Annotated in this window: 25 protein-coding genes and 1 tRNA gene; 14 read left to right on the top strand and 12 right to left on the bottom strand. The window is 63.1% G+C overall.

The window, feature by feature from the left end:
- Positions 1 to 56: 56 nt before the first annotated feature.
- Entirely contained in the window at positions 57 to 908 is an 852-nt protein-coding gene (locus tag ACO076_RS05355; protein WP_421725693.1) for a sugar phosphate isomerase/epimerase family protein, read from the top strand.
- Positions 909 to 996: 88 nt separating this feature from the next.
- On the opposite strand, the gene ACO076_RS05360 is transcribed toward ACO076_RS05355, so the two are convergent.
- Positions 997 to 1,071, bottom strand: a tRNA-Gly gene (locus tag ACO076_RS05360).
- A 131-nt stretch (positions 1,072 to 1,202) separates the two neighbouring features.
- Here ACO076_RS05360 and ACO076_RS05365 point away from each other — a divergent pair.
- The 6 genes from ACO076_RS05365 (at position 1,203) to ACO076_RS05390 (ending at position 6,852) form a co-directional block, all read left to right on the top strand.
- Complete coding sequence (locus ACO076_RS05365) at positions 1,203 to 1,712, top strand: prolyl-tRNA synthetase associated domain-containing protein (RefSeq protein WP_421725694.1); 510 nt, start codon at positions 1,203 to 1,205, stop codon at positions 1,710 to 1,712.
- Positions 1,709 to 3,268 (top strand): alpha,alpha-trehalase TreF, encoded by a 1,560-nt coding sequence (treF, locus tag ACO076_RS05370; protein WP_421725695.1) that lies wholly within the window; start codon positions 1,709 to 1,711, stop codon positions 3,266 to 3,268. Before ACO076_RS05365 ends, treF begins: the two co-directional genes overlap by 4 nt.
- Before the next feature lie 166 nt (positions 3,269 to 3,434).
- Complete coding sequence (trxA, locus tag ACO076_RS05375) at positions 3,435 to 4,358, top strand: thioredoxin (RefSeq protein WP_421725696.1); 924 nt, start codon at positions 3,435 to 3,437, stop codon at positions 4,356 to 4,358.
- Positions 4,318 to 5,037, top strand: a complete 720-nt coding sequence (locus tag ACO076_RS05380) for an LON peptidase substrate-binding domain-containing protein (RefSeq protein WP_421725697.1) — start codon at positions 4,318 to 4,320, stop codon at positions 5,035 to 5,037. Before trxA ends, ACO076_RS05380 begins: the two co-directional genes overlap by 41 nt.
- Before the next feature lie 3 nt (positions 5,038 to 5,040).
- The gene (locus tag ACO076_RS05385) at positions 5,041 to 5,238 is read left to right on the top strand and encodes a Trm112 family protein (RefSeq protein WP_421725698.1); all 198 of its coding nucleotides are present in this window, start codon (positions 5,041 to 5,043) and stop codon (positions 5,236 to 5,238) included.
- 90 nt (positions 5,239 to 5,328) lie between these two features.
- Positions 5,329 to 6,852, top strand: coding sequence for a malonate--CoA ligase (locus tag ACO076_RS05390; protein WP_421725699.1), 1,524 nt, complete (start codon positions 5,329 to 5,331; stop codon positions 6,850 to 6,852).
- Here the strand turns inward: ACO076_RS05390 and ACO076_RS05395 are convergent.
- From ACO076_RS05395 to ACO076_RS05425, 7 genes are all read right to left on the bottom strand, one after another.
- Entirely contained in the window at positions 6,843 to 7,841 is a 999-nt protein-coding gene (locus ACO076_RS05395) for a Gfo/Idh/MocA family protein (RefSeq protein ID WP_421725700.1), read from the bottom strand. The genes ACO076_RS05390 and ACO076_RS05395 overlap by 10 nt on opposite strands.
- A 22-nt stretch (positions 7,842 to 7,863) precedes the next feature.
- Entirely contained in the window at positions 7,864 to 8,349 is a 486-nt protein-coding gene (locus ACO076_RS05400) for a cyclic nucleotide-binding domain-containing protein (protein WP_421725701.1), read from the bottom strand.
- Positions 8,350 to 8,472: 123 nt separating this feature from the next.
- Complete coding sequence (locus ACO076_RS05405) at positions 8,473 to 9,489, bottom strand: amidohydrolase family protein (RefSeq protein ID WP_421725702.1); 1,017 nt, start codon at positions 9,487 to 9,489, stop codon at positions 8,473 to 8,475.
- 66 nt (positions 9,490 to 9,555) lie between these two features.
- Positions 9,556 to 10,653: a patatin-like phospholipase family protein gene (locus ACO076_RS05410; protein WP_421725703.1), complete on the bottom strand. Its 1,098-nt coding sequence runs from the start codon at positions 10,651 to 10,653 to the stop codon at positions 9,556 to 9,558.
- The gene (locus ACO076_RS05415; RefSeq protein WP_421725704.1) at positions 10,650 to 11,234 is read right to left on the bottom strand and encodes a nucleotidyltransferase family protein; all 585 of its coding nucleotides are present in this window, start codon (positions 11,232 to 11,234) and stop codon (positions 10,650 to 10,652) included. The genes ACO076_RS05410 and ACO076_RS05415 overlap by 4 nt, the downstream gene beginning before the upstream one ends.
- Positions 11,231 to 12,013, bottom strand: a complete 783-nt coding sequence (locus ACO076_RS05420) for a 3-hydroxybutyrate dehydrogenase (protein ID WP_421725705.1) — start codon at positions 12,011 to 12,013, stop codon at positions 11,231 to 11,233. The genes ACO076_RS05415 and ACO076_RS05420 overlap by 4 nt, the downstream gene beginning before the upstream one ends.
- Positions 12,014 to 12,094: 81 nt before the next feature.
- The gene (locus ACO076_RS05425) at positions 12,095 to 14,230 is read right to left on the bottom strand and encodes a patatin-like phospholipase family protein (protein ID WP_421725706.1); all 2,136 of its coding nucleotides are present in this window, start codon (positions 14,228 to 14,230) and stop codon (positions 12,095 to 12,097) included.
- Between the two features lie 105 nt (positions 14,231 to 14,335).
- Between ACO076_RS05425 and ispG the strand changes: the two genes are divergently transcribed.
- The 3 genes from ispG to ACO076_RS05440 all read left to right on the top strand — a co-directional run bounded on the left by ispG (position 14,336) and on the right by ACO076_RS05440 (position 19,350).
- A complete protein-coding gene (gene ispG, locus ACO076_RS05430; RefSeq protein ID WP_421725707.1) occupies positions 14,336 to 15,592 on the top strand; it encodes a flavodoxin-dependent (E)-4-hydroxy-3-methylbut-2-enyl-diphosphate synthase in 1,257 nt (418 codons plus the stop codon).
- 518 nt (positions 15,593 to 16,110) lie between these two features.
- On the top strand, positions 16,111 to 17,274 hold the full coding sequence (locus ACO076_RS05435) for a hypothetical protein (RefSeq protein WP_421725708.1): 1,164 nt from the start codon (positions 16,111 to 16,113) through the stop codon (positions 17,272 to 17,274).
- 315 nt (positions 17,275 to 17,589) lie between these two features.
- Positions 17,590 to 19,350 carry a thioesterase family protein gene (locus tag ACO076_RS05440; RefSeq protein ID WP_421725709.1) on the top strand — a complete coding sequence of 587 codons (1,761 nt, stop codon included), beginning with the start codon at positions 17,590 to 17,592 and terminating at the stop codon, positions 19,348 to 19,350.
- A 9-nt stretch (positions 19,351 to 19,359) separates the two neighbouring features.
- On the opposite strand, the gene ACO076_RS05445 is transcribed toward ACO076_RS05440, so the two are convergent.
- Both ACO076_RS05445 and ACO076_RS05450 read right to left on the bottom strand, forming a co-directional pair.
- Positions 19,360 to 19,494, bottom strand: a complete 135-nt coding sequence (locus tag ACO076_RS05445; protein ID WP_421725710.1) for a hypothetical protein — start codon at positions 19,492 to 19,494, stop codon at positions 19,360 to 19,362.
- A gap of 97 nt (positions 19,495 to 19,591) precedes the next feature.
- Positions 19,592 to 20,275: an HD domain-containing protein gene (locus ACO076_RS05450; RefSeq protein ID WP_421725711.1), complete on the bottom strand. Its 684-nt coding sequence runs from the start codon at positions 20,273 to 20,275 to the stop codon at positions 19,592 to 19,594.
- A gap of 132 nt (positions 20,276 to 20,407) precedes the next feature.
- Between ACO076_RS05450 and ACO076_RS05455 the strand changes: the two genes are divergently transcribed.
- Positions 20,408 to 21,169, top strand: coding sequence for a DUF5818 domain-containing protein (locus tag ACO076_RS05455; protein ID WP_421725712.1), 762 nt, complete (start codon positions 20,408 to 20,410; stop codon positions 21,167 to 21,169).
- A 1-nt stretch (position 21,170) separates the two neighbouring features.
- Here ACO076_RS05455 and ACO076_RS05460 read toward each other — a convergent pair whose 3' ends face one another.
- A complete protein-coding gene (locus ACO076_RS05460) occupies positions 21,171 to 22,067 on the bottom strand; it encodes a polyprenyl synthetase family protein (protein ID WP_421725713.1) in 897 nt (298 codons plus the stop codon).
- Between the two features lie 233 nt (positions 22,068 to 22,300).
- On the opposite strand from ACO076_RS05460, the gene mtgA reads away from it, so the two are divergent.
- The 3 genes from mtgA (at position 22,301) to ACO076_RS05475 (ending at position 23,697) form a co-directional block, all read left to right on the top strand.
- The gene (mtgA, locus tag ACO076_RS05465) at positions 22,301 to 22,945 is read left to right on the top strand and encodes a monofunctional biosynthetic peptidoglycan transglycosylase (RefSeq protein WP_421725714.1); all 645 of its coding nucleotides are present in this window, start codon (positions 22,301 to 22,303) and stop codon (positions 22,943 to 22,945) included.
- Positions 22,946 to 22,988: 43 nt separating this feature from the next.
- Entirely contained in the window at positions 22,989 to 23,174 is a 186-nt protein-coding gene (rpmF, locus tag ACO076_RS05470; RefSeq protein WP_421725715.1) for a 50S ribosomal protein L32, read from the top strand.
- A gap of 109 nt (positions 23,175 to 23,283) precedes the next feature.
- Positions 23,284 to 23,697: a hypothetical protein gene (locus ACO076_RS05475; protein WP_421725716.1), complete on the top strand. Its 414-nt coding sequence runs from the start codon at positions 23,284 to 23,286 to the stop codon at positions 23,695 to 23,697.
- A 15-nt stretch (positions 23,698 to 23,712) separates the two neighbouring features.
- On the opposite strand, the gene phaR is transcribed toward ACO076_RS05475, so the two are convergent.
- Positions 23,713 to 24,303, bottom strand: coding sequence for a polyhydroxyalkanoate synthesis repressor PhaR (phaR, locus tag ACO076_RS05480; protein ID WP_421726678.1), 591 nt, complete (start codon positions 24,301 to 24,303; stop codon positions 23,713 to 23,715).
- Between the last annotated feature and the right edge of the window lie 199 nt (positions 24,304 to 24,502).

Consider the following 24,502-nt stretch of genomic DNA (forward strand, 5'->3'; position numbering starts at 1 on the left):
CTCTGGCACCAATCGAGAGCCCGCCACAACGCCCGGACTTGAGGGAGACCGAATCGATGTCCGCACCGGAACTGATCGCCAGCTACTTCACCCTAGCCGGGCCCGCGGTTCCGTTCGAGGAGATCGAAAAGGAGGTCAGTCCGCATCCGCTTGACGACCGGATCGATGCGGCGGCAGCGGCCGGTTTCAGCGGTATTGGCCTCTCCTATCCCGACCTCACCGCCTTACGCCGGACGATGAGCTTTCAGGACATCCGCAGGGCGTTCGACGCTGGCGGACTGAAAAACCTCGAACTCGAATGTATCGTCGACTGGCACGCAGACGGTGACCGGCTGGCCACCGCCACCGAGGTCAAGGAGACGCTGCTCGCCTGCGCCGCCGAGATAGGCGCCTGTCACATCAAGGTAGCCGCCGATCAAAACGGTGAAACCTGGCCGCACACGCAGATGGTCGACCGGTTCGCGGCCTTGTGCGAGGACGCGGCCGCCGCCGGGACGCGGATCGTGATGGAGTCAATGCCTTGGTCGAACGTGCCCGACATCAAGGCCGCCGCCCAGCTGGTGAAAGATGCTGGCGCCGCCAACGGCGGAGCGCTGTTCGACATCTGGCATGTGGCCCGCGCCGGCGCGCCGTTCGAGGACCTCCAGGCGGTTCCGTCGGAGACGATCGGCTACATCGAACTCTGCGATGCCCTCGACAAGGTGACCGGCACATTGAAGCGGGACACGATCGACAATCGCCGCCACTGCGGCGAGGGCGAACTCGACGTCGCCGGCTTCGTCGCTAATGTCAAGGCGACCGGTTACGACGGGCTATGGGGCGTGGAGGTGATCTCCGAGGCGCAGCGCAACCGCGGGGTCGGGACGGCGGCATCGCTCAGTTACGACGCCGCGATCCACTACTTGTAAAGAACCAGAGACGCCCCGAGACTTCCACTGGGCTTAGGCGCCCATAGGCAATCTGACGTCGTTGCTTGGATGGTCCGTGGTCTAAAAATGGAGCGGGCGATGGGATTCGAACCCACGACCCCAACCTTGGCAAGGTTGTGCTCTACCCCTGAGCTACACCCGCGAGTGACCGCGATCGGTCGATCCGGGCTTATATCGCCCCTCCGCCTGCCGTTGCAACAATGATTCTGATCGCTTGTACCCGTCGCGCCCGCGGCTTATGCATCGGCGTCTCACGATTGGAGGGTGGCGCGCATGCCGGCGACGATTGCCGATCTGGAAGCTTATCTCGGTGAGTTGGGAATCGAGACCAAGACGGTCACCCATCCGCCGTTGCATACGGTCGCCGAAAGCCGAGCCTTGCGCGGCAGCATACCCGGTGCCCATACCAAGAACCTGTTCCTCAGGGATAAGAAGGGCGCGTTGTTCCTGGTCACTGCACTCGAGGATGCCGAGATCGACTTGAAGCGATTGCACGCCAGGATCGGAGCGTCCGGCCGATTTTCGTTCGGCAAACCGGACCTCCTGCTCGAAACCCTCGGCGTCGTGCCGGGCGCAGTCACCCCGTTCGGTCTGATCAACGATAGTCCGCCGCGGCTGCAAGTGGTCTTCGACGCCGCGCTGATGGCCAATGGTGAGGTAAATTGCCATCCGCTCGTCAACACTGCCACCACGACCATCGCCGCAGAGGATCTGATCGCCTTCGCCCGTGCCACGGACCACGACCCGCAGGTGATCGCCATTGACGAGGCGTCCCGTCCGTGACGTTACCGATCGATAGCGAGAACTGGCCGAAACCGCCGTCGGAGCTGCTTCCGGGATTGTTCGAAACCGTCGCGATGGCGGACATCATGCCGGCGAAAGATTGGGCGGACGCGATTCCCCGCCTACCAGTCGCCGAGATCCTCAACATCTACCGGACGGAGGCACCCGAAGGATCCGACGCACTTGCAGGCTTCGTAGCCGCGCACTTCGCGGTCCCGCCCGAAGTCGAGGAGACGGTGAACACCAACCAGGGTCTCCCCCTGCGCGCTCACATCGAGGCGTTGTGGCCTGTTTTGACTCGAGAAGCTTCCGATCAACATGTTGGCGGTTCGCTCATTCCCTTGCCGAATCGGTACATCGTGCCGGGAGGGCGGTTTCGCGAGGTCTACTACTGGGACAGCTTTTTCACGATGCTCGGTCTCGGCCAGGCGGAAGCCGACATTCGCCGGGATATGATCGAGAATTTCGCCTATCTGATCAGAACCTTCGGGTTCATCCCGAATGCCAATCGCAGCTATTACCTTAGCCGGTCGCAACCGCCGTTCTTCTTCAAGATGGTGGAACTGCTCGAGCGGGACGATCCCGTCCAAGCCTATCGCCAGTATCTCGATGAGTTGAAGACCGAACACGCATTCTGGATGGCCGGGGCCACGTACCTGGCGCCCGGCGAGGCTGCCCGACGTGTTGTCCGCATGGATGACGGCTCCCTGCTCAATCGGTATTGGGACGACCGTGATACACCTCGCGACGAGTCGTATCGGGTTGATGTGGAGACGGCCGCCGGGGCGAGAGGTCGATCGGCTTCGGTCGTGTATCGCGACATCCGGGCGGCGGCGGAGAGCGGCTGGGATATCTCATCGCGTTGGTTTTCAAGACGGCACCGCCTGGTCAGCGTCGAGACGGTCGACATCGTTCCACCAGATCTCAACGCCGTGCTCTTTGGTCTAGAGTTGGCGATCGCCAGCGGCTGCGGCGCGGTCGGCGACAACGTCGGACAGCAAAGGTTCATGACTGCGGCGGCTGACCGCAAGGCGGCGATTTCGGCGCATTTGTGGAACGGCGACGTCGGCGCCTTCACCGGCTACGATCTCGCAACGCACACCGTTGTCGCGGCGCCGTCGGCCGCGTCGCTTTATCCGATGTATTTTGGGGCTGCCAACGACGCTCAGGTCAAGGCCACGGTGCATTTGGTGAAGCGGCGACTTCTCGCGCCCGGCGGGCTCCTCGCGACCCCAAACACCACCGGTCAGCAATGGGATAAGCCGAATGGTTGGGCACCGGTCCACTGGATCGCGATCAAGGGATTGGCCGCCAACGGTGAAACGACCCTCGCCAAGGCCATCGCTGAGCGTTGGCTGAGAACCGTCTCGGACACGTACCGGGCCACCGGCAAATTGGTGGAGAAATACAACGTAATATCCGACGCGCCGGGTGGTGGTGGCGAGTATCCGCTTCAGGATGGTTTCGGTTGGACCAACGGAGTCACCCTCGCGCTGCTCGATCTCTACCCGGAGTTAGCCCGGTACGGTGACGTACGGCCGCAGCAAACGGGATGATGAGAGCGGGTGCCGCTGTAACTCGGCTTAGCGTTGAACCTAGCCGGACACGGGGTTGGCAGAGTCGCTAACGGATTGTAATCCCATGCAGATGACGCCATCTTTGCCGGTACACCTTTCAGGAGCGCGGCGTTTCGCCGACGCCGCATGATCACAAGGACTGACGATGAGCACCGTCTTCACGGGGGGCGATAGCCCCGATCCCGCCGCCAACGGCGGCGATGACCTGGTGACTGACACGACAACCCAGACCTTCGCTGCCGACGTCATCGAGGCCTCGGTGACGCAGCCGGTCCTGGTCGACTTCTGGGCACCTTGGTGCGGCCCCTGCAAGACGCTGAGCCCGGTCATCGAGAAGGCCGTTCGTGCGGCGAGGGGCGCTGTCAAGCTGGTGAAGATGAATATCGACGAGCATCCGGCGATCGCCGGCCAGCTCGGTATCCAGTCGATTCCCGCGGTGATTGCCTTTTCCAACGGGCAGCCGATCGACGGTTTTGTCGGCGCTTTACCGGAAGGTCAAGTCAAGGAATTCATCGCCAAAGTCGCCGGTCCTGTCGGCCCGACTGATGAGGAAACACTGGTCTCAGAAGGTGAGGCGCTGCTCGCAGCGGGCGATACTGCCGGGGCCGCGGAGCGTTTCGCGTCGGCTCTGAAGTCGGCCCCGGAATCGATACCCGCGGTGGCCGGCCTGGCAACGTGCCTGCTTGAAAACGGCGAAGTCGAGCACGCGAGCCAGACCCTCGATATGCTGCCTGAATCCGCAACCACGGACCCGAAGATCGCCGCGGTGCGGGCGCGGCTTGACCTCGCCTGGCAAAGCGAGGGACTGGCCGATCAAGCCCCACTGGAGGCGCGAATCGCGGCCAATCCCAATGATTTCGAGGCTCGATTCGACCTCGCTCTGGTGCTGAATGAAAATGGTGACAGGGACGGTGCGGCAGACCAGCTCCTTGAAATCCTCACCAAGAATCGTAGTTGGGAGGAGGAAAAGGCGCGCAAGCAGCTTCTTCAGTTCTTCGAGGCCTGGGGTCCGATGGACGAAGCAACACTTGCCGGGCGGCGGCGCCTATCGTCGATGTTGTTCGCTTGAGGACATGGTGAAGGCAGGCAATCGCGCTTACGGTGGTCCGGGAGACATTCCCGCGGTGATCCCGATCTTCCCCCTGTCCGGGGCCCTGTTGCTGCCGCGGGCGGAGTTGCCGCTCAACATCTTCGAGCCGCGCTACGTTGCCATGATTGATGCCGCACTCGCCGGAGATCGGGCGATTGGCATGATACAGCCAGACGAAAGTAAGCCAGACCTGTCACAAGGCCCGTCGCTCAGCCGGGTGGGTTGTGTCGGCCGTCTCACTGCTATGTCCGAAACCGGCGACGGCCGCTACATGGTGACTCTCACGGGAATTGCGCGTTTCACGGTGGTTGAGGAGGTACCGGCGCCGACGCTCTTTCGGCAGTGCCGGGTCTCGACGACGCAGTTTGCGTGTGACTTCGCCACCGACCCAGACGAGACGGTCGATCGAGACGCTGTGATGAGCAGCTTCCGCGCGTATCTTAGCGCGCACAACCTTGACGCGGACTGGGATAGCGTCAATCGAGCCACCAGCGAAACCTTAGTCAACGCGCTGGCGATGATGGCGCCGTTCGGCGCCGTTGAGAAGCAGGCGCTTCTCGAAGCGCCCAATCTCAAAGCGCGGGCCGAGACGCTGGTCGCCCTGACAAAAATGACCCTCGCCGGCGAACCCGGCTCGTCCGGTCAACCGCTTCAGTAGTCGATGAGCGATCCAGGCAGGACGTCGGCCAAGGTCGACCCCAAGCTTCTGGAAATCCTGGTCTGTCCGCTGACCAAGACGACTCTGGAATATGACGCGGCAGCGCAGGAACTCATCAGCCGCGCTGCCAAGCTCGCCTATCCGATCCGCGACGGGATTCCGATCATGCTCCCCGACGAGGCGCGCCCACTCGAAGACTGACCTCTCGGTTGCGGCCGATTGCCGACTTGCGCGGCCGGGGCCAATCCGTTTCGATGACGGCCGCGCATCTGTCGGTATCTCGGGCCCAACATGAACCATCTGTTCGATCAGATCCGAGAGCGGATCGCTGGCGCAGATCGTATGTTCATCGAAACGCCCGACGGCGGATCGATCACTTATGGCGACATGCTCGCGGCGTCCGGGCGATTCGCGAACACGCTGCAAGCTCTTGACATCACACCCGGCGATCGGGTTGCCGTCCAGGTCGACAAGTCCGCCGAAGCGCTCCTCCTCTACCTCGCCTGCGTACGCGCTGGCGCCGTGTTTCTGCCGTTGAACCCGGCTTACACGACCGCAGAGCTGACCTACTTCTTCGGTGACGCCGAGCCGCGGCTGATCGTTTGTTCGCCCAACCAAGTTGATGACATCCGCGCCGTCGCACCAGCCGCAAGCTCGGTCGAAACCCTGGGTCATCATGGCGATGGCTCGCTGATGGAACGCGCCGCCCGCTTGCCGACCGACTTCAGCGATGTCGATCGATCCGCCGACGATCTCGCGGCGATCCTCTACACCTCCGGGACCACTGGGCGATCGAAGGGCGCGATGCTCACCCACGAGAACCTCGCCTCCAACGCTCGGACACTCGTCAGGGCGTGGCGATTCACAGCGGCCGATACGCTGATCCACGCCCTGCCGATCTTCCATACCCACGGGCTTTTCGTGGCGACCAACACAATCCTGTTCGCCGGCGCGGCTATGCTCCTGCTGCCCAACTTCGATCCCCAGGCGATTCTGGACGCGATGCCGCGGGCGACCAGCCTTATGGGCGTGCCGACCTTTTACACTCGGCTCCTACAGCACCCCGGTCTCGATGAGCCGGCGACGGAACACATGCGCCTCTTCGTTTCAGGCTCCGCGCCACTTCTCGCCGAAACTCACAAGGCTTGGTTCGCGCGCACCGGTCACGCCATCCTCGAACGCTACGGCATGACGGAGACCAATATGAACACCTCCAATCCCTACGACGGTGATCGCGTGCCAGGCACGGTCGGGCTGCCTCTGCCGGGCGTCTCGGTACGGATCACCGAACCGGACGGCGGCGAGCCGTTGCCGTGTGGCCAGATCGGCATGATCGAGGTGCGCGGGCCGAACGTCTTTTCCGGGTACTGGCGGATGCCGGAAAAGACGGCGACGGAGTTTCGCGACGATGGGTATTTCATCACCGGCGATCTCGGCCAGATCGACGCAAATGGCTACGTGACGATCGTCGGGCGCGGCAAGGATGTGGTGATCACCGGTGGCCTCAATGTCTATCCGAAGGAGGTTGAGAGCGTCATCGATCGTCTCGACGGTGTCGTCGAGAGCGCGGTCATCGGACTGCCTCATCCGGATTTCGGCGAAGCGGTCACCGCGGTGGTGGTGCGGGCAAATACGAACGCGCCCTCGGCGGCGGCGGTGATGGCGGGCCTCGGCGACGAACTCGCCCGCTACAAACAGCCCAAACACGTGGCATTCGTCGATGCGCTGCCGCGCAACGCCATGGGCAAAGTTCAGAAGAATGTGCTCCGAGACCGCTACGCCACCGTCTTCACCGGCGATTCCGATCAGGCGTAAAGGCCCGGGCGGTCGCCCATTCGGACATCAGCAGGAGCGCCCGTCTTGAGTGCTTCAAGGCCGGCCTCCGCGACCGCGGTTGCGGCGAAACCGTCCCATGCGCTGGCTCCGACCGTCGTGCCCTCGCGGATTGCGCCGATCCATGCCTGCAGTTCCTGACGATAAGCCGCAGCGAAACGCGGACGCCAGTCCGCGGACCGGCCGACCCCGGCGATACCCTCCTGCTTCAGGCGGATGTCCGCCGGAGGCCTCAGCGAGATCGTGCCCCGCTCACAGACCAGTTCCGCGTCAACGTCGTAGCCGTATTGGGCGTTCATGAATACCTCGGCATCGACGATGGCGCCGCCGGCCATGTGGCAGAGGATGATCTGGGGATCGACCATGTTGGCGAGTGCGCTTGATCGCGGGGTGACGACGGAGACACGAGCGATATCGTCTTCGAGCAGCCAGCGGGAGATATCGAACTCGTGAACCGCCGAGTTGGCAAACAGCGTCTCGGAGTTCGTGTAGGACAACGCCGCGGCGTTGCGATGAATACAGTGGAGGATCAACGCCGTGCCGAGGTCGTCGGTCGCATAGCGCTCCTTCATGGCCACATAGCCCGGATCGAAGCGGCGCATGAAACCGACCTGGATCAGCTGCTGGCCGAGGGCAACTTCGGCGTCGACGATCTCCCGGCATTCGGCCGCGGTTTCGGCCAGCGGTTTCTCGCACAGCACCGGCTTGCCGGTCGCGAGGCAGGCGAGCGTCAGCGGCTTGTGGGTCGGGTCGGGGCTCGCGATCAGCACCGCGTCGACCCGTTCGTCGATGATCAGGTCGAGCGGATCGTCGATCACCGTCGCGCCGGACACATCAGCCACCGCCTTTGCCCGATCGGAGTCCGCATCCGACACGGCCGCGACGGTGCTACCACCAACGGCGGCCGTCAGGATGCTCGCGTGGTCGGCGCCCATCACGCCTGCGCCGATGAGGCCAACTCTGATGGTCATTTGCTTAGCGTCTCCGTCACAATTAGCCGGCAAAAAAACTGCGAATGCGTGCGGCGAGCGCACCGGCTGACGGAAACCAGTGGGTTCCGTGCAGGTCTTCGAGTTCCTCCTTGCGGGCGTCGACCATCGTCGCAAACCGGTCGGCGAGGTCCGGGGAACGCGCCAGGATCGGGGCGAGGCCGGCCTTGTCGATTTCAAGCGTCACCGTGGGGCGCAGCGCCGTGACGGTTGCGGCGCGGGCGGCACCGGTCAGCAGCGACATCTCGCCAACGATGGCCCCGTCGTGCAGCGTCGTCACCCGACGGGCGGCACCGCTGTCGCGGGTGGAGACAGTCACCGCCCCGTGGACGACAATGAACAGCGATTCTCCCGAGTCGTGCTCACGCACGATGATCGAGTCCTTATCGTAATCGTGCCGCTTGGCCGCGGCGGCGAGCGCTGCGATATCGTCGTCGATCAGTATGTCGGCGAAGAACGGGGTCTTCTCCAGGACCGTCTTTGCGTCCATGCCATGCCTCCAACCCAAACTCGCGCGCGATTGTTGTGGGACGGCTTGCAAGGGTCAAGGCCGCGATCTGTTCGTTTTGGGCTTGTAGGAACGGTCCTATGTCGGGTCACGAAGGCGCCTGCCTCAGTCGGCTTGAGCGAGCACGCGACGGCCGGCATCGATCAGAAGTCCGCGGATGTTGTCGCCCAGGTAGCCGGCTGTCTTTTCCGCATCGATCAGGATGGGCGCATCTCGCAGCCTCGGGTCGGGATGTTCGCCGCTGGCCAGCGAGGCAAGCATCAGACGGCAGCCGCCGAAGTTCCAGGTCATCCGGCCGTAGGGCGCGTCGCTCCCCACGGCGATGCGCCGCCACGCCGCGTCCGACGACGTGGCGGCATCGATCAGGTCGCTTTCGATGTGGGTGTCGCGCTTGGCACTTTCGATGAAGAACACGTTCGGCAGATCATGGAGCATGCGACGCGACTCCTGAGCGTGCCGTTCGCCTTCGACGTATCCGGCACCGCCGCCACCCATGTGGACACCGATTACGGTCACCGTCGGGTGACGCATCGCAATCGCCGCGAAGCCCTCCGGCGGCGTGAAGGGAGTGTCGGCACCGTAGTGGAAGGCGGGAAAGGCCCCGCGGGCGACGATTCGATCGACGCAGGCCAGGACCGGCTCCGAGTCGATGCGAAAGCCGTTCTGGGCCGGGTTAAGCTTGATGATCGGAAAGCCAAATCGATCGACACCTGTATCGATCATCCGGATCGCGCCGTCGACACCGAGCGCCCTCGGATCGGTCCAGCCGGCCGGGAAGATCCGCTCCGGATAGGTACACGCCGCCTCGGCGATGGTGGCGTTGGCGGCGAGTAGCGCGTCGTAGCTCTCCGACTGCGAGTCCGTATAGGCCGTCGCTGACGGATTCTGCCAAGTGAGCGCCCCGTCGACGCTCGCCATATCCATCTCGGCGATCAGGTCGTCGCCGGACATGGGTTTGCCGTGAAAATAGTCGGGGCTGGCGCGAAGCGCCGCGTTCACATCCGGCGGCAGCCTTGCTGGATCGGAGACATGGGTGTCCGCGTCGATGGTGATGCCGGAGACTGACTCCAGATAACGCAAGCGGGCTTCAAGGGCTTTTCGCGCTTCAGGCGATAACGGCATATGGGTTCACCTCCCGTTACGCGAGCATGTCGGCGTCGGCTGGCGGCGCTGTCCCTCGGCCGCCGGTCACGTGAAGGCGGCTCGCAGGTCGAGCGTCCCGTGCTTGCCGATCGCGTCGTAATGGTCCGCGAGCCAGGCCTTACCTGCGGCTGCGCCGGCATCGCGCAATTCCTGGAAGAAGGTCCAGCTAGTATCGAACTTGGTCGAAGCGCCATAGTCCCCGAGCGCATCGGTCGCTTCGATCCTGTGGAGCCGGTTGGTCCGGTAGCGGCGGGGATCGAGGCGGTGCTCGGCGATCATCCGATTGACGAAGTCGATCGCCCGAAGCTCTGCGAGCAGCGAGTTGTTGAAAGTGATTTCGCTCACGCGCTCGACGATCTGCTGTGCGGTTTTCGGCACATCCTCGCGGGTCGTTGGGTTCACCTGAACCAGTAGGATGTCGTCGGCAGCGCTTTGCTGGAAGAACGGCCAAAGCGCCGGATTGCCGGTGTAGCCGCCGTCCCAATAGGCGTTGTCGCCGATCTCCACTGCCTGGAACAGGAACGGCAGGGCGGCCGAGGCCATCACCGCGGCGGCATCAACCTCACCGCCGGAAAAGACGCGGATCTTGCCCGTGCGCACGTCCGTCGCCGAGATGAACAGTCGCACCGATTTGCAATGCATGACTCGATCGAAGTCGACCAGCGATTCCAGTAGTTTGCGCAGGGGATTGATGTTGAGCGGGTTCATCCGATACGGCGACATCAAGCCGGTGAATTGCTGGAAGAAGCCGTAGGTTGAAAATCCCGGCGGGTGCCAGAAGCCGAACATGTTGCGGATGATCTCATCGACCGACGAGGCGGCGATGCCGTGGCGGCTGACGCCCGCCCAGAACTGCTCCAGTCGCTCCCGGGCCGTGTCGTTGCCGCCGCGCTCAAGCCCGTCGGCGAGCACCACGGCGTTCATCGCCCCGGCACTGGTCCCGGAAATCGCGTCGACCGACACACGGCCGTCGTCGAGCAGTGCATCGAGCACGCCCCAGGTGAAGGCGCCGTGGGCGCCGCCTCCCTGAAGCGCCAGGTTGATCGCCTTAGTGTTCGACCGGGCACGGCTGGACCTGCCGCGAAGCCGTCCGGCGATGTCGGCGAGCCGCCGCCGCGGTCGCGCGTCGCCGGCTTCGCTCACGTTGTTCCCCACGGGACGACCGTCAGGTTGGGGTAGGCGGCTTTTCGCTCCTCGGATTTGGCGGCGTAGCGCGCGGCGGGACCGACTGCATTGGGGTTGGGTCGGAAGACGAGCCCGAACAGGTCGTCGAAGCCGCGTGGAGCGTAGACGTCGAAATCGCCGCCCCCGGTCGGGTGGATTCCGAGCATCGTCGGTGTCTCCAGGAAGAGGTCGATCCCCTCCCGGGCCGACGCGAGCTTGGGATAACCGTTGGTTCCGTTGCGCTTGTCGAACCACAGATGCACGCGCGCCTGGTTGCGAACTTCGATCGTGGCGTCGAGATCGGAAAACATGCGCGCAGCCCGCTTGATGACGTTGTCCTCCGCCTCCCACGAGACGTCAGGATCGAAGTAGAAGACGTCATAGTCGCTGATCCCCTCGCCCGGCGGCCGGCTTGAGAGGCTGTTCCACACCGTCTGGGTCAGGGCGCTAGCGGTCAGCCAGCAGTCGGGCAGGCCCAATGTCGGCAACCGTTCGATTAGCGCGGTGATCACCGGATTGGTGACAATCGCCGCGCGAAAGCGCGCTTCGTCGGCGGTCACGCCGCCGTCCAGCCGCCGTCCATCGGCAGCACCGCGCCGGTGATGTTGCGAGCTGCGTCGCTGGTCAGAAAGACCGCCAGCCCCGCGATCTCGTCGACAGTTACAAACTCCTTCGTGGGCTGGGCAGCAAGCAGCACCTCGCGCTTGACCTCATCCTCGGTCATCCCGCGGGCTCGGGCGGTGTCAGGGATCTGCTTTTCGACCAGGGGCGTCCAGACATAACCCGGGCTGATCGCGTTGATCGTGATGCCGTATTCCGCCACTTCGAGCGCCACCACCTTGGTCAAGCCGGCGATCCCGTGCTTGGCCGCGACATAGGCAGATTTGTAGGGAGACGCTACCAGGGCATGGGCGGAGGCGGTCTGAATGATCCGGCCCCAACCTTTCTCCCGCATCGCCGGCAATGCAGCGCGGATGGTGTGGAACGACGCCGACAGGTTGATCGCGAGGATTGCGTCCCACTTGTCGAGCGGGAAGGCGTCAATCGGAGAAACGTGCTGAATGCCGGCGTTGTTACAAAGAACATCGATGGCACCGAACTCGGCTTCGGCCTCGGCGACCATCGCTGCAATTTCATCCGGCTTGGTCATGTCGGCGCCGGAGTAGCGCACCGCGACGTTGCATTCGTCAGCGATCGCCGCTCGGGTCGATTCGATCTCACCCGCGTCGCCGAAGCCGTTGATTACGACGTTGGCACCTTCCTTGGCCATGGCCTTGGCGATCGCCAAGCCGATGCCACTCGTCGACCCGGTCACCAGGGCGGTCTTGCCTGTCAGCATGCGAGGTCTCCGGCTGAATCTCGTCTCAGTCTATATATTGCGCCGCAGCAAAAGGTGCATCCCTTCGCCGCTACTTTGCACTTATTCTGATCGCAGGCCGGGATGATCGAATTCCGCGCCGAGGTCGAGAGTAGCTCGGTGACCAACATCGCCGCCATGCACGTCAAGCCAGTGTTTGGCGGCCCGGTGACCGGCATCGCGGAGCTTGAGGAAATAGGGCCAGGCATTGTCGGTCCAGCCGGCGTCCGATCGATCAAGGTCGTCAGCGGTCGCCTGGATGCGATGCATCCGGTGGCTACGGTAGAAGTCCGGGTCGAGCCGTTCTTCGTCAGCGAGGCGGTTGACGACGTCGATCGCCCGGAATTCCTGCAGCAGGGCATTGTTGAAAGCGAGTTCATGGGTCCGCCCGAGGATCTCCTCGGCTAGAACCGGCAGCCCCTCGCGCTCAGGCGGGTAAAGCTGCACCAGCAGGATGTCTTGTGCCTCGGTGCGCCGGAACAGCGGCCAGAGCGCCGGATTGGCCGAATAACCTCCGTCCCAATAGAACTGACCGTCGATTTCGATAGCTTCGAATAGATAAGGCAGGCACCCGGACGCCATGACCGAATCGAGCGACAGGGCTGGGCCGGAGAAAACCTCGTTTCGCCCGGTATGTACATTGGTCGCTGAGACAAATACCGGAATGCCGTCCTCTCCCCGGAGCCGTTCGAAGTCAACTGTCGATTCAAGGATCGGTCCTAGCGGATTGGTGTTTGGCGTGGCCGACTCGCTCCCGGTGAACATGGTGCCAAACATGTCCGGAATGCCCATCCGAGCAAGGCCGCGGGTCCAGGCTTCACTCAGCGTAGCCTTCACGAAGCGCTGGCGTGAGCTCGGCAGGGCTTCGGTCTCCGATACCTTTCGCCAGAACCGCTCGAGCCATTCGCGGGCTAAATCGGCGTCTCCGACCCGGAGCGCGTCAGCGACGATGACGCCGTTGATCGCTCCGTCGCTGGTCCCGGTGATGGCATGGATGGCGAAGGAACCATCGTCGAGGAGGGCGTCGAGGACGCCCCAGGTGAATGGGCCGTAGCCACCGCCGCCTTGGAGCGCGAGATTGATGGACTTAGCATCGCCGGCTTTTCGGTTCTTCAGATTCGTTTTCGGCCGTCTGGATCGCTTCGGCGCCTTGTTGTGCTCAATGACAGCGATCTGCTTTTGGAAGACGTCGTCCAGCGCGAGCGTGTCGACTTTGGCGATCGCGTCGAAACTCTCGGCCAGCCAAGCCTCGCCCGTGTCTCGTCCTGCTTGAAACAGTTCGGTGATGAATTCGGGGCTGATGTCTAGTGAGCGGCTGCTCTGGTCGTGAAGGAGCGCCCGATCCGCGGCGATCCGGTGCATGCGGTGGCGGTGGTGCTGACGGGGGTCCAAGCGGTTTTGGTCAAGCATTCGGTTGACGAAACTGATAGCGCGCAGCTCGTGAAGCAGCGAGTTGTTGAAGACCAGTTCCTCGACCCGATCGGTGATGGCGTCCGGGTCGATCGGTGCCGAGTCGGCCACCACAGGATCGAGTTGAATGATTAGGATGTCTCGTGGTTCGGGCGAATGGACCAATGGCCATAATGCCGGATTGCCAGAGAAGCCGCCGTCCCAGTAGGCGTCGCCATCAATCTTGATCGCCTGGAAGAAGATCGGGAAGCAGCCCGATGCGAGCGTCGCGCGTAGGGTGATTTGGTCGTCCGCGAATACCTGAATTTTGCCAGTTTGCACACTGGTAGCTGAAAGATACACCTTTGGTAATCGGCTGGACCGGACCCGCTCGAAGTCGACGACCGAACTGAGGAGCGTCGACAACGGGTTGTAGTTGAACGGGTTGAAGAAGTAGGGCGACGTGAGCGCCGCGAACTGCCGGAGAGGCTGATAGGCCGCGAAGCCTGACTGACGCCACGTGTGTGCCCAATAGTCGACCATCTCGTCGATGGCGGCGATCCAGGCGCTTTGTTGGCTGACACCCTCCCAGAAGCTGCGCAGCTGAGCCCGCGCGCCCTCGCGCCCGCCGCGGTCCAGACCGTCGGCCAGAACAACAGCGTTCATAGCTCCGGCGCTGGTCCCAGATACCGCATTGAACGTGACGCGGCCGTCCTCGAGGAATGCGTCGAGCACACCCCAAGTGAATGCTCCTACGGCGCCGCCGCCCTGAAGCGCCAAGTTGATCGGCTTAGTCTGCGGCTTCGACATTGCCATGTTCGTTCTGACTTGCTGCTCGCCAGAAACCGACTGCGGTTCGGGCCCCTTCCTGATATAGCAGTCGATACCTATTTCGATAACGCAATGGGCGTTACGATGAACGAGTACTTGACGGCCCCCCGTCCCCGGCACCGGACCGTCGCTGTCGACGTCGGTGGGGTGACGGTTGGCGGACCCGCGCCGATCGTCGTTCAGTCGATGACGAACACCGATACGGCGGACGTTGAGGCCACCGTCGCTCAGGTCGCCGCATTGGCCCGCGCCGGCTCCGAGATCGTCCGGATCACGGTCGACCGGGACGAAGCTGCGGTAGCAGTCCCCCATATCCGCGATCAACTCGACGCCATGGGGGTTGCTGTCCCGTTAGTTGGCGACTTTCATTACATCGGCCACAAACTCCTGACTGATCATCCGGCTTGCGCGGCGGCATTGGCGAAGTACCGGATCAACCCCGGTAATGTCGGCTTCGGCGAGAAGAAAGACCGCCAATTCGCAACGCTGATCGAGCTGGCTCTGCAGTACGATAAGCCGGTGCGGATCGGGGTGAATTGGGGGTCGCTGGACCAGTCGCTGCTCACCCGGCTGATGGATGAAAATGCCGCATCGACGCAGCCGAAATCGGCGTCCGAGGTAACGCGGGAAGCGATCGTTCAGTCGGCGCTGCTGTCGGCGGCACGGGCGGAGGAAATCGGCCTCGGGCGGGACAAGATTATCCTGTCGGCCAAGGTGAGCCGGGTTCAGGACCTCATCGCCGTCTATGTCGCGTTGGCCCAACGCTGCGACCATGCACTTCACCTTGGCCTCACTGAAGCAGGAATGGGATCGAAGGGCATCGTCGCCTCGTCGGCGGCGCTGGCGATCCTCCTGCAGCAGGGAATCGGGGATACGATCCGCATTTCGCTGACGCCGGAACCCGGTGGCGACCGCACCCGAGAGGTGGTGGTCGCCCAGGAGCTGTTGCAGACCATGGGGTTCCGCTCGTTCCTGCCGGTCGTCGCCGCCTGCCCTGGCTGCGGCCGCACCACATCGACAGTTTTCCAGGAACTGGCGCAGACGATCGAGGGCGACCTTCGCGCCAACATGCCGGTCTGGCGGGAGAAATATCCGGGCGTCGAAGCGCTGCAGGTCGCGGTGATGGGCTGCATCGTCAATGGCCCGGGGGAGTCGAAGCACGCCGACATCGGCATATCGCTGCCGGGCACCGGCGAACAGCCGGCCGCTCCCGTCTTCATTGACGGCCGGAAGGCGGCGACGCTCCGTGGTCCCAAGATCGCGGAAGAATTCCAGGCAATGGTCGCCGACTATATCGATCGCCGTTTCGGACGAGAGTCTCCCGACCAAGCAGCCGAGTGAACCCACGACCCGACTAGATTGTCACGTCGACGACGGTCACGCAGGTTTGCTTTTCGATGTCGCCGGGCGCTGACACCCATGGCCCTTCGATAAGCGCCGCGTCAGTGACATCAACAAGCCGAAAACAACGCCAGGAGCCACCGGCGGGAACGCTGCGCGTGCTTTCGCCGCCATATTGCAGGACAAGCGAGCGTTCCTCGTCGTTTGTCCATCCTAGCGCATGGGGACAAACAAGACGCCGGTACCCTCCATATCGACACGCTACCCTGCGCCGATCCAGGATGGCCGTGCGGAACAGCGTGAAGGCTTCACTCGGTATTGGGTTTTCCTTCCGTGGCGATCTGATTTGCAAGATACGGCGCGATTTTCCACACCGGCGGGGGTTGCTCTGCAGCATGACGCTCGCTATCTGAACCGCACGGTAAGCTGCCGTAAGGCCTGATCGGTTCGCTGGTCAGCCGCCTTTTGTTTCGGATCATCAGCTCTCTGGGTGATCCGCCAGACAAGAGGTGGAGCCCATGGCCGTCATCAATACACCGACTCTGTCACTTTCGTTTTGGCCGATCCGGCTGGTGTTCGCTGTCGAGGCGCTGGCGTTCGGCACCTTGCTGCCGCGCATACCAGATCTCAAGACCGCGCTGCAGCTGAGCGAGGCCGACCTCGGCCTGGCGTTGCTCGGTATCCCGGTCGGCACCCTTCTCGGCTTCACCATCGCGCCGATCGTCGTGCGCGCATTGGGTCTCCGACTTGCGGTCGCGGTGAGCATTGTTGCACTTGCCCTGGCCGCGATCCTGCCGGCGCTCGCGTGGTCGCGCGAGGCCCTGTTCGCAGCACTGCTGTGCGGGGGCGTGGCGATGACCCATTCCGAGATAGCGTTGAACAGCAAGACCGGCAGCATAGAGGCCGCTGCCGGCCGACGCATCATGTCTCAGTGTCACGGCTTCTGGAGTCTTGGGATGATCGCAGGCGTGCTGCTTGGCGGCTCGCTGGCGCAGCAGGGAATCACCGTGCTTCATCAATCGGTGGCGATCGCCGTGTTCGTCGTGCCGGCGGCTGTACTGATCGTCAGCCGTCTGCCGCTGGACCCGCCGCCGGCTCCACCTTGCGGGTCGGGCTTCGCTTTGCCGCCGCTGGCGCTTTTGCCGCTCTGCCTGCTGCCGGTTGGGATCATGATCATCGAAGGCATCTTCATGGATTGGTCGGCGGTGTTCCTGCGCGAGATCGTCGGCGCCGACCCGTTCGCGGCCTCGCTCGGATTTGCCGCGGTCGCTGCGGCGATGGCCGTGGTCCGGTTGGTCGGCGACCGGTTGGCGGCCCGCTTCGGCGATCTTGCGGTCGTCATTGTGTCGGCCATTGCCGCGGGAGGCGGCATGCTGGGTTTCGCCTGTGCCGATACCGTGCTGATGGCGATCGGTGCTGCAGCGCTCGCTGGTGCAGGGGTCGCGACGGTCTATCCGATCGCGTTGTCCGCTGCGGCGCGGATGCCCGGTCGCCCGGAGCGGAACATCGCCGCGGTATCATTCACGTCGTTCCTAATCCTGCTCGGGAGCCCGGCAGCATTCGGTTTCGCCGCCGAGGCATACGGATTCCGCGCGGCGCTGGCGGCGTGTGCCGCGCTCGCCCTGCCGACACTCTTTCTGGCGCCTGCTTTGCGCGCCCGCCGACGACTCGCGTCGTCATAGACGGGGATTGGCGATCGGATTGCTTTGACGGCTTTACAGTTGAAGCCCGAAGCATATCTAGTTTTTACAATTCTATTTTGAAGTATTGACCGATCTTGTCGCAGCACTAGATCAGATCGTCTCGTGATAGTGGCAGAAAGACGGCGTTCTTCACGGATTTTACGCAAATTCGGTGCTATTCTACAGCTTATCAGGAAGATGTCCTTTACGGATCGCTCCGTAGACTGAGTGCGGGCGATTTGAGAAAGAGCATCCGTCGTCCTAGGGGCTAAGTGACACAATATGGTTGCATATCTCTGGGGTTCTACTGTGGCCATGTCTTGGCTTTGGGGTCTCGGTTTCTTTTTCTCGATCCACTTCGCTCATGCTTACGGATGGATCGGGCTCCTCGCCTTCGCGATCCCCAACGCGCTGGGACTGTTGTTTTTCGGCGCCGGCGCAGCTTGGATCGGGCGCCATCACGATCTCCGGAATTGGGCTGAAGAACGGATTGCGCGCGCGCCTTTGGTTTTCGCTCTCTATCAACTGGTCGCTGTCAGTCTGACGATCTTCGCCTTCCTGCGCTACCTGATAGCTGAGATCGGCCTTGGTTCGACCGTGGTCTGGGGCGCCATTCTGCTCAATGCAGCTGTCTTGAGTGCCGAATTGCTGGGTTTCAGGCGGATCGTTCGTCTCCATGCGATCTACTATGCGGTCGCCATCGGTCTTGGAGCGGCATTGCTCGCCGGCACACCAGTGCCCGAGCTGCTACCCGACCGTCAGCCGTACGACCTAACGTTCGTCGGCTTCATCGTTCCCCTCATAGCCGGCCTGCTGTTTGGGCCCTGGCTGGATCTGCAGCAATGGCAACGTGCAATTGCCATTAAGGAGGGCGGGATCAGCGTTCAACGCGGATTCGCAGCCGGGGCGAGCCTGTTCTTTGTCATCCTGACGCTGGTGGGCGCATTATCGGTGGTGCTCGTTCCTGACGGCGTGGTGCCGACGATCTCGGCGGTCGATGGCCATAGCCATGGCGAGGGGCTAGTCACAGCCACGCTTGCCGATCTTGCCCTGCCGCTCCCCATTCTGCTGTTCACGATCCTCGCCAGCATAGCGATGATCTCAACCTTGGACAGCGCGCATCTGGCGCTACGCTGGTATTTCTCCCATCTCAATCGCACCTTTCAGCATCCACTCGCCGCCATGGTGCCGAAGTCGCTGCGGACCAGCACTCTGCCGATTTTCAGGCTCGCCTTGCTCATCGCCTGGGCGGGGCTGTCGCTTGGCGCCGAGCTCGACCACTTTATGATCTTCTTCGCTACCTTCTTCCTGATCAGCGCGCTTGTTCTGGTACTCACCAGCTTCTGGCCCGAGCCGAAGCCGTTGGCATCCAGCGTCATTTTCCTGACCGGGGCGATCTCCATGGCGATGATGATGATCGGTTACTTCGAGCACATGCCGGTGGCGATGATCGGCGCGGTGGGCTTGCCGCCTATGCTGGTGGTTGCCGCGTGGAGCCGTGATCCGACCATGGAGGGAGCGATGGAAGCGCTGCACACTGACGTCCGACCCGAGCCGGGGCCGGAGCCCAAAGGCGTCTCGCTGGTGCCCGGCGAAACCTCCGCGCTACCGGAGGGAAGCGGGCTCACCCATGAAGCGACCGGCGGCTGGTTCGACGGTCGCTGGTTCACCGTCCCGCTCATTCCGACCTATGTGGATACCAATTCGGTCGGCAACGTCTATTTTGCCAACTACGTCGCCTGGGTGGGGAAGGCGCGCGAGCTGTTCTTCCGCCACTGCATGCCGGATTTCGATCTGAACCGCACCGAGTTCTACATCCTGACCCGCAGCGTCAGCCACAAATTCGTCCGGGAGATTAAGGAGTTCGAGGCGATCACCGTGCGCCTGCGGATCGGTGGCTACAACCGCAAATTCGTCACCCTCGAACACGAGATGATCCGCCGGTCCGATGGTGCGCTGATCGGCAGCGGATCGCAATCGTTGATGTTCGTGAATGCCAACGATTACGGTCTCGTCGACATTCCGCCACCGGTCACCGCCGCGTTCATCCAGCACGCGCCATTGCCGGCCCAATAGCGACCCGGCTCAGGCATTCTGCGCGGGACGGACCTGCAGGGCCGCGGCCAGAACAGCAGCAATACCGATCGGCCGGTAGCGGGCGGCGAGATCGGGCTTTGGGGCCACCGGGCGCGAGGGCTTGGGAAAAGCGATCAGGGTCATAGCGTCCTCCTCTAGTGATGACCGGAGGATGAACGGTCCGCTCTGAACGGGGTCGGAACCGGGAATACAGTTTTCGTTCAGGTACCCCGTGCAACCTCTACGCCGCGCCGGCCGGGAGATGTCCCCGCGCGACCGCCTCGTCAATCAGGTGCTCGACCAGGGCATGGAGATCGGCCGAGCCGTCGGCGATAACGGACATGCGGTCGCGCACCTGGTCCGCTGTCACGCCATGTTTGCGCCAGCCGATACCACCGGTGAAAACGTTGTGAAGAAACGGCTGAAGCCGGTCCATCGTCCGAGCGAAGCGGGCGTCGGCGCTTTTATGTGCCTCGAATTCCTCCCATAGAGCGCGCAGCTCTTGACCTTGCTCGTCAGGCAGCAGGCCGAAAAGTCGGTCGGCGGCGGTCCGCTCGCGTACAGCCTGGGTCGCCTTCGCTTCCGCGTTGGCGTAAAGGAAAGTGTCGCCAGCGTCGATCTCGACGAGATCGTGAATCAGCAGCATGCGGAGCGCTCGGGTCAGATCGACGTCAGCATCGGCGAACTCGGCGAGAATCACCGCCATGGTCATCAGGTGCCAGGTATGCTCGGCGTCGTTTTCGTTGCGCGATCCATCGATTAGCGGCGTCTGGCGAACGATCCCCTTCAGCTTGTCGATTTCGATGATGAAGCGGATCTGAGCCGACAGTCTTTCGCCGGCGGCCTCGGCGATGACGTCAAACAGGTCGTTGACGGCCGTCGGATCGTCGGCGGACCCTGTTGACAGTTGTGATGGTGTCGTCATCCGGCTCTTCTAGAGCGATTCACCGGCGAACGACACAGCCTGCTTGTTGGGCCTTAGCGATCCGTTGCGGTCTTACGCGATCGCGATGGCGTACTACCTGAACTCAGCCTCCGACGGGAAGGAGCCACGTCCATGCGACCACCCCTGATTGCAGTAACGATCACTTTGTCCGCCCTGATCACAGCTTTCGCCGCGCCGGCGGTGGCCGACGAAACAGTTCTCGACAAGGCTCGCGACGCTCTGCGCCAGGCCGGCGAGCACATCGAGGACGCGGCCCGCGACGCCGGTCGCGACGTCTCCGACTACCTCGCCGACTCACCCGATCTCAACCGCGACCTGGTCGACTTCGGTCAGCGTATCGGCCTGCCCGGTTTCGATGCGGCGCGGCCGAGCCCTGGCGCGCTCTTGACAGTCAAGCCGACGACTGCCGCTCCGGGAACCGAGGTTGCGTTGACCGCGAACGGCCTGCCGGGGAACGCCACGGTGACGCTGGCTGCCGGCCTCGCTTACAACGACACGATAGTGTTCGATACGGCCAAGACGACCGCGCGTGGCGGTCTGTCAGTCGCTATACCGGTTCCTGATAACATCGCCCCGGGCAGCTCGCTCGTGTTCGCGGTCGAAACCACCGATCACCGCCTGCGGCTTGTGTCGGCGCCTGTCACCGTAGTCGCGGCGGTCGATCTGGTGACAATCACCGGGACCCTGTCGAACGAGGGCGCGACCTGCCCGGCACTGCGTGGCGACGACGGCCTCCTCTACACCCTCGTCGGGGAGGACCTCGGCGAGATCATTCCTGGCGATCGCGTGACGGTGACCGGTGTCATCACCGAAGTCTCGATCTGTATGCAGGGCACGACAGTCGCCGTGACTGCAATCGAACCGGCCGCCTGAATCACGCCTCGCGTGTCGCGATGAAGGTGGCCATGGCGGCAAGCGGCGCTGCACGATCACCGAATGGCGCAAGGGTGTCCCTCGCCTGTCGCACCAAAAACGCGAGGCGCTCGCGAGCGGCGTCGATACCGACCAGCGCCACCACCGTGCGCTTGCCAAGCGCCGCGTCTTTGGCCGTACGCTTGCCCGCGGTTTCGACGGTTCCGGTGGCGTCGATCAGGTCGTCGGCGATCTGGAACGCTTCGCCGATCCGCGCGCCGAACATCGCGAGTCGCGCCCGATCCGCTTGAGATGCGGCCCCGAGGATCGCCCCCGCCTCGACCGCGTAGCGAATCAGAGCGCCGGTCTTCATTGCCTGCATCGTCCGGATTGCCTGCGCCTCGGCCGGGGCGTCCGTGTCGAGGTCCAGCGCCTGGCCGCCGACCATGCCACCGATCCCCGCCGCGCGAGCCAGCCCGCCGATCAACGCGACTCGAGTATCCGCGGGCGCATCCAGGGCAGCCAGCGCGTCGAAGGCGAGAGTGAGCAAGCCGTCGCCAGCGAGGATCGCCGTCGCCTCGTCGTAGGCCTTGTGCACGGTCGGTCGACCACGCCGGAGGTCGTCGTCATCCATCGCCGGCAGGTCGTCATGGACGAGGCTGTAGGCGTGGACGCATTCGAGGGCTGCCGCGGTTGTGATGACCGCCGCGCTGGTGGCGCCGAACAGGTTCGCGGTTTCGATAACCAGGAATGGACGGATCCGTTTGCCTGGGCCAAGCGCCGCATAACGCATGGCCGACAGGAGCCGCGGCGGCCGCTCGGTCTCGCCGGCTTGCGGTGTTGCGGTGAGAAGCCGGTCAATCGCGGCTTCTGTCGCTGTTGCGGCACGCGCCAACTGATCTCGAAGTTCGTCGCTCATCGCCCCCGAATGGCGCGGTCGTCACGTCGGGTCAAGCGTTGCGGCACTGCGGATTGGCCGCTATCGCTGGCCACATGACCGCATCATCGCCTCGCACATCGCGTACCCATAGGCCGGCGAAGTCGAAGCCGCCGAGGAAGGTCGTGGACGCGAAGACCAGGCCCAAGACGAAAGCGAGGGGCAAATCCGCTGGTGAGGCCGCGCGCCCATCCTGGCGTCGCCGCGCGATCCTCGTGGCCGTCGTCGTCCCCGCAGTTCTGATTCTTCTCCCGGTCGTTCTGGTGCCGATTTTCCGCATCGTGCCGCCGATAGGCACCCACATGATCGTGACGCGGTTGACCGAGGGCCCGATCGATCGCGACTGGGTGCCGTTCGACGATATCGCCAGGGTTCTGGTGATATCGGTCATGGTGTCGGAAGACGCACGGTTCTGTGAGCATCACGGTGTTGATTGGGGAGCGCTGGAGGCGGTAATCGACACGCCGGGCGGACCAACCCGTGGCGCGTCGACCATCGCCATGCAGACAGCCCGCAACCTCTTCCTGTGGCAGGCGCGGAGTTATGTTCGCAAAGGTCTGGAGATACCGCTCGCGCTCTACGGCGACTTCATCTGGGGCAAGCGGCGGGAGATGGAGATTTACCTCAACATCGCCCAGTGGGGGCCGGAGCTGTTCGGGATCGAAGCCGCAGCCCGGCATTACTTCGGCCGGTCGGCTGCTGATCTGACCGCGCGCCAGGCAGCGCTGCTGGCCGTCGCCCTGCCTAACCCGGTCCATCGCAATCCGTCGGCGCCGTCGGCCGTGATGAACCGGCTTGCCCGGACGGTCGAGGCCCGTGCCCGAAGGGCTGGCGCCTACATCCATTGCCTCTACGGATGAGCCCGCGTATAAGCCTGCCCAAACCGAGACAAGGACCAGACCCATGGCAGTGCCAAAGCGAAAAACCACGCGGATGAAGCGCGGCTTCCGGCGTTCCGCCGATGCCCTGAAGAAGCCGACCTATGTCGAGGACAAGGATTCGGGTGAACTGCGCCGGCCGCATCACATCGACCTCAAGTCGGGCATGTATCGGGGCCGCCAGGTCCTCGAACCGAAAGAAGAGGCCTGATCGGCTTCGATCATCGCGTGGAAACAAGGCCGGCTCGATGCCGGCCTTTTTCGTATCGCAGGGTCGGCGTCATGGTTGCCGCGATTGAGAAGTGAGGAACGGTACGACCATGATTAACGCGATTCCCCTCACCATCATCCCCCTGATTCTGTTCAACATTGTCGGCATCGCCGATGGTGACAGAGTGTGGTGGAGCGAGATAGTCGGACTGACTATGGTGTCGGGCGCCCACTGGGTGATGACCCTTGGCGATTTGATGATCTCGTTCGGGATCGTGATCCTGTTTCTCGAAATCCTGAAATCGGTGCGAGCGTCTACGTCGACCATCACCAATCACATCGCTTCGACGGCGGTGTTGATCGTCTACGTCATCGAGTTCATCGTCGTCGGCTACTGCGCTAACTCGGTCTTTTTCATCCTGACGCTGATCGCGCTGTTCGACGTCGTCGCTGGCTTCTCGATCACGATCCGCACGGCATCGCGCGACGTGACTTTCGGCCATAGTGTCGACGGTGTGCCGTAACGCTGCGGACGAGTGTCACTTCTTTTTGTCGGACAGCTTGTCGAGCCGCTTTTGAACCGCGTCCAGCTGCGCGCGAAGGGTGTTGATGTCGGCTTGGTCGGCGTTTTCTCCGGCGGGCTTCTCCGGCGCGGGGTTCGCAGCGTCGGGTTCACGGCCCGGTCCGAACGGCAAGAACATACGCATCGCCTGCTCGAACATCTCAGTGTTGCGGCGCACTTGGTCCTGCATCACGTCGAGAGCGCCGGGCCCAAAGGCGTTCGCCATCTGCTCGCGGATTTTCTCCTGTTCACGGACCAATGAATCGATCGAAAAGTCGAGGTAGGTCGGGATCAGGTTCTGGATCGAGTCGCCATAAAAGCGGATGAGCTGGCGAAGGAAGGTGATCGGCAGCAGGTTCTGCCCCTTGCTCTCCTGTTCGAAGATGATCTGGGTGAGCACCGAACGGGTAATGTCGTCGCCAGATTTGGCGTCATAGACGACGAAATCATCACCCGCCTTGACCATCTCGGCCAGGTCCTCGAGTGTCACATAAGTCGAGGTTCCGGTGTTGTAGAGTCGCCGGTTGGCGTACTTCTTGATCGTGGTGGGCTCTTTGTCCGCTTCCATTTCGATGTCATCCGATGTCATCCGCGGGATTCACGGCCGGGTTTGACCGGGCGCAAGGACCGCCGCCGCTCACAACGATAGAAGCTTTTGCGCAATGCCGCCAACGATTTGTGCGGTGCCGAATAGGCGGTATGCCACGCGAGCGGATTGACAGTCGGATCAGCGGCAGGCTGTAGTCTTTCGCGACAAGCCGACCAGA

This window comes from Bauldia sp. (assembly GCF_965232525.1).
GTDB lineage: Bacteria > Pseudomonadota > Alphaproteobacteria > Rhizobiales > Kaistiaceae > Bauldia.

Coding starts and splice junctions, on each gene's coding strand:
- ACO076_RS05435 (WP_421725708.1), top strand. CDS start 16,111: ATGGCCGTCATCAATACACCGACTCTGTCACTTTCGTTTTGGCCGATC.
- ACO076_RS05440 (WP_421725709.1), top strand. CDS start 17,590: ATGTCTTGGCTTTGGGGTCTCGGTTTCTTTTTCTCGATCCACTTCGCT.
- ACO076_RS05395 (WP_421725700.1), bottom strand. CDS start 7,841: ATGACCATCAGAGTTGGCCTCATCGGCGCAGGCGTGATGGGCGCCGAC.
- ACO076_RS05425 (WP_421725706.1), bottom strand. CDS start 14,230: ATGTCGAAGCCGCAGACTAAGCCGATCAACTTGGCGCTTCAGGGCGGC.
- ACO076_RS05455 (WP_421725712.1), top strand. CDS start 20,408: ATGCGACCACCCCTGATTGCAGTAACGATCACTTTGTCCGCCCTGATC.
- trxA (WP_421725696.1), top strand. CDS start 3,435: ATGAGCACCGTCTTCACGGGGGGCGATAGCCCCGATCCCGCCGCCAAC.
- ACO076_RS05390 (WP_421725699.1), top strand. CDS start 5,329: ATGAACCATCTGTTCGATCAGATCCGAGAGCGGATCGCTGGCGCAGAT.
- ACO076_RS05400 (WP_421725701.1), bottom strand. CDS start 8,349: ATGGACGCAAAGACGGTCCTGGAGAAGACCCCGTTCTTCGCCGACATA.
- ACO076_RS05445 (WP_421725710.1), bottom strand. CDS start 19,494: ATGACCCTGATCGCTTTTCCCAAGCCCTCGCGCCCGGTGGCCCCAAAG.
- ACO076_RS05355 (WP_421725693.1), top strand. CDS start 57: ATGTCCGCACCGGAACTGATCGCCAGCTACTTCACCCTAGCCGGGCCC.
- ACO076_RS05385 (WP_421725698.1), top strand. CDS start 5,041: ATGAGCGATCCAGGCAGGACGTCGGCCAAGGTCGACCCCAAGCTTCTG.
- ACO076_RS05365 (WP_421725694.1), top strand. CDS start 1,203: ATGCCGGCGACGATTGCCGATCTGGAAGCTTATCTCGGTGAGTTGGGA.
- ACO076_RS05475 (WP_421725716.1), top strand. CDS start 23,284: ATGATTAACGCGATTCCCCTCACCATCATCCCCCTGATTCTGTTCAAC.
- phaR (WP_421726678.1), bottom strand. CDS start 24,303: ATGGAAGCGGACAAAGAGCCCACCACGATCAAGAAGTACGCCAACCGG.
- ACO076_RS05420 (WP_421725705.1), bottom strand. CDS start 12,013: ATGCTGACAGGCAAGACCGCCCTGGTGACCGGGTCGACGAGTGGCATC.
- rpmF (WP_421725715.1), top strand. CDS start 22,989: ATGGCAGTGCCAAAGCGAAAAACCACGCGGATGAAGCGCGGCTTCCGG.
- ACO076_RS05460 (WP_421725713.1), bottom strand. CDS start 22,067: ATGAGCGACGAACTTCGAGATCAGTTGGCGCGTGCCGCAACAGCGACA.
- ACO076_RS05450 (WP_421725711.1), bottom strand. CDS start 20,275: ATGACGACACCATCACAACTGTCAACAGGGTCCGCCGACGATCCGACG.
- ACO076_RS05405 (WP_421725702.1), bottom strand. CDS start 9,489: ATGCCGTTATCGCCTGAAGCGCGAAAAGCCCTTGAAGCCCGCTTGCGT.
- ispG (WP_421725707.1), top strand. CDS start 14,336: ATGAACGAGTACTTGACGGCCCCCCGTCCCCGGCACCGGACCGTCGCT.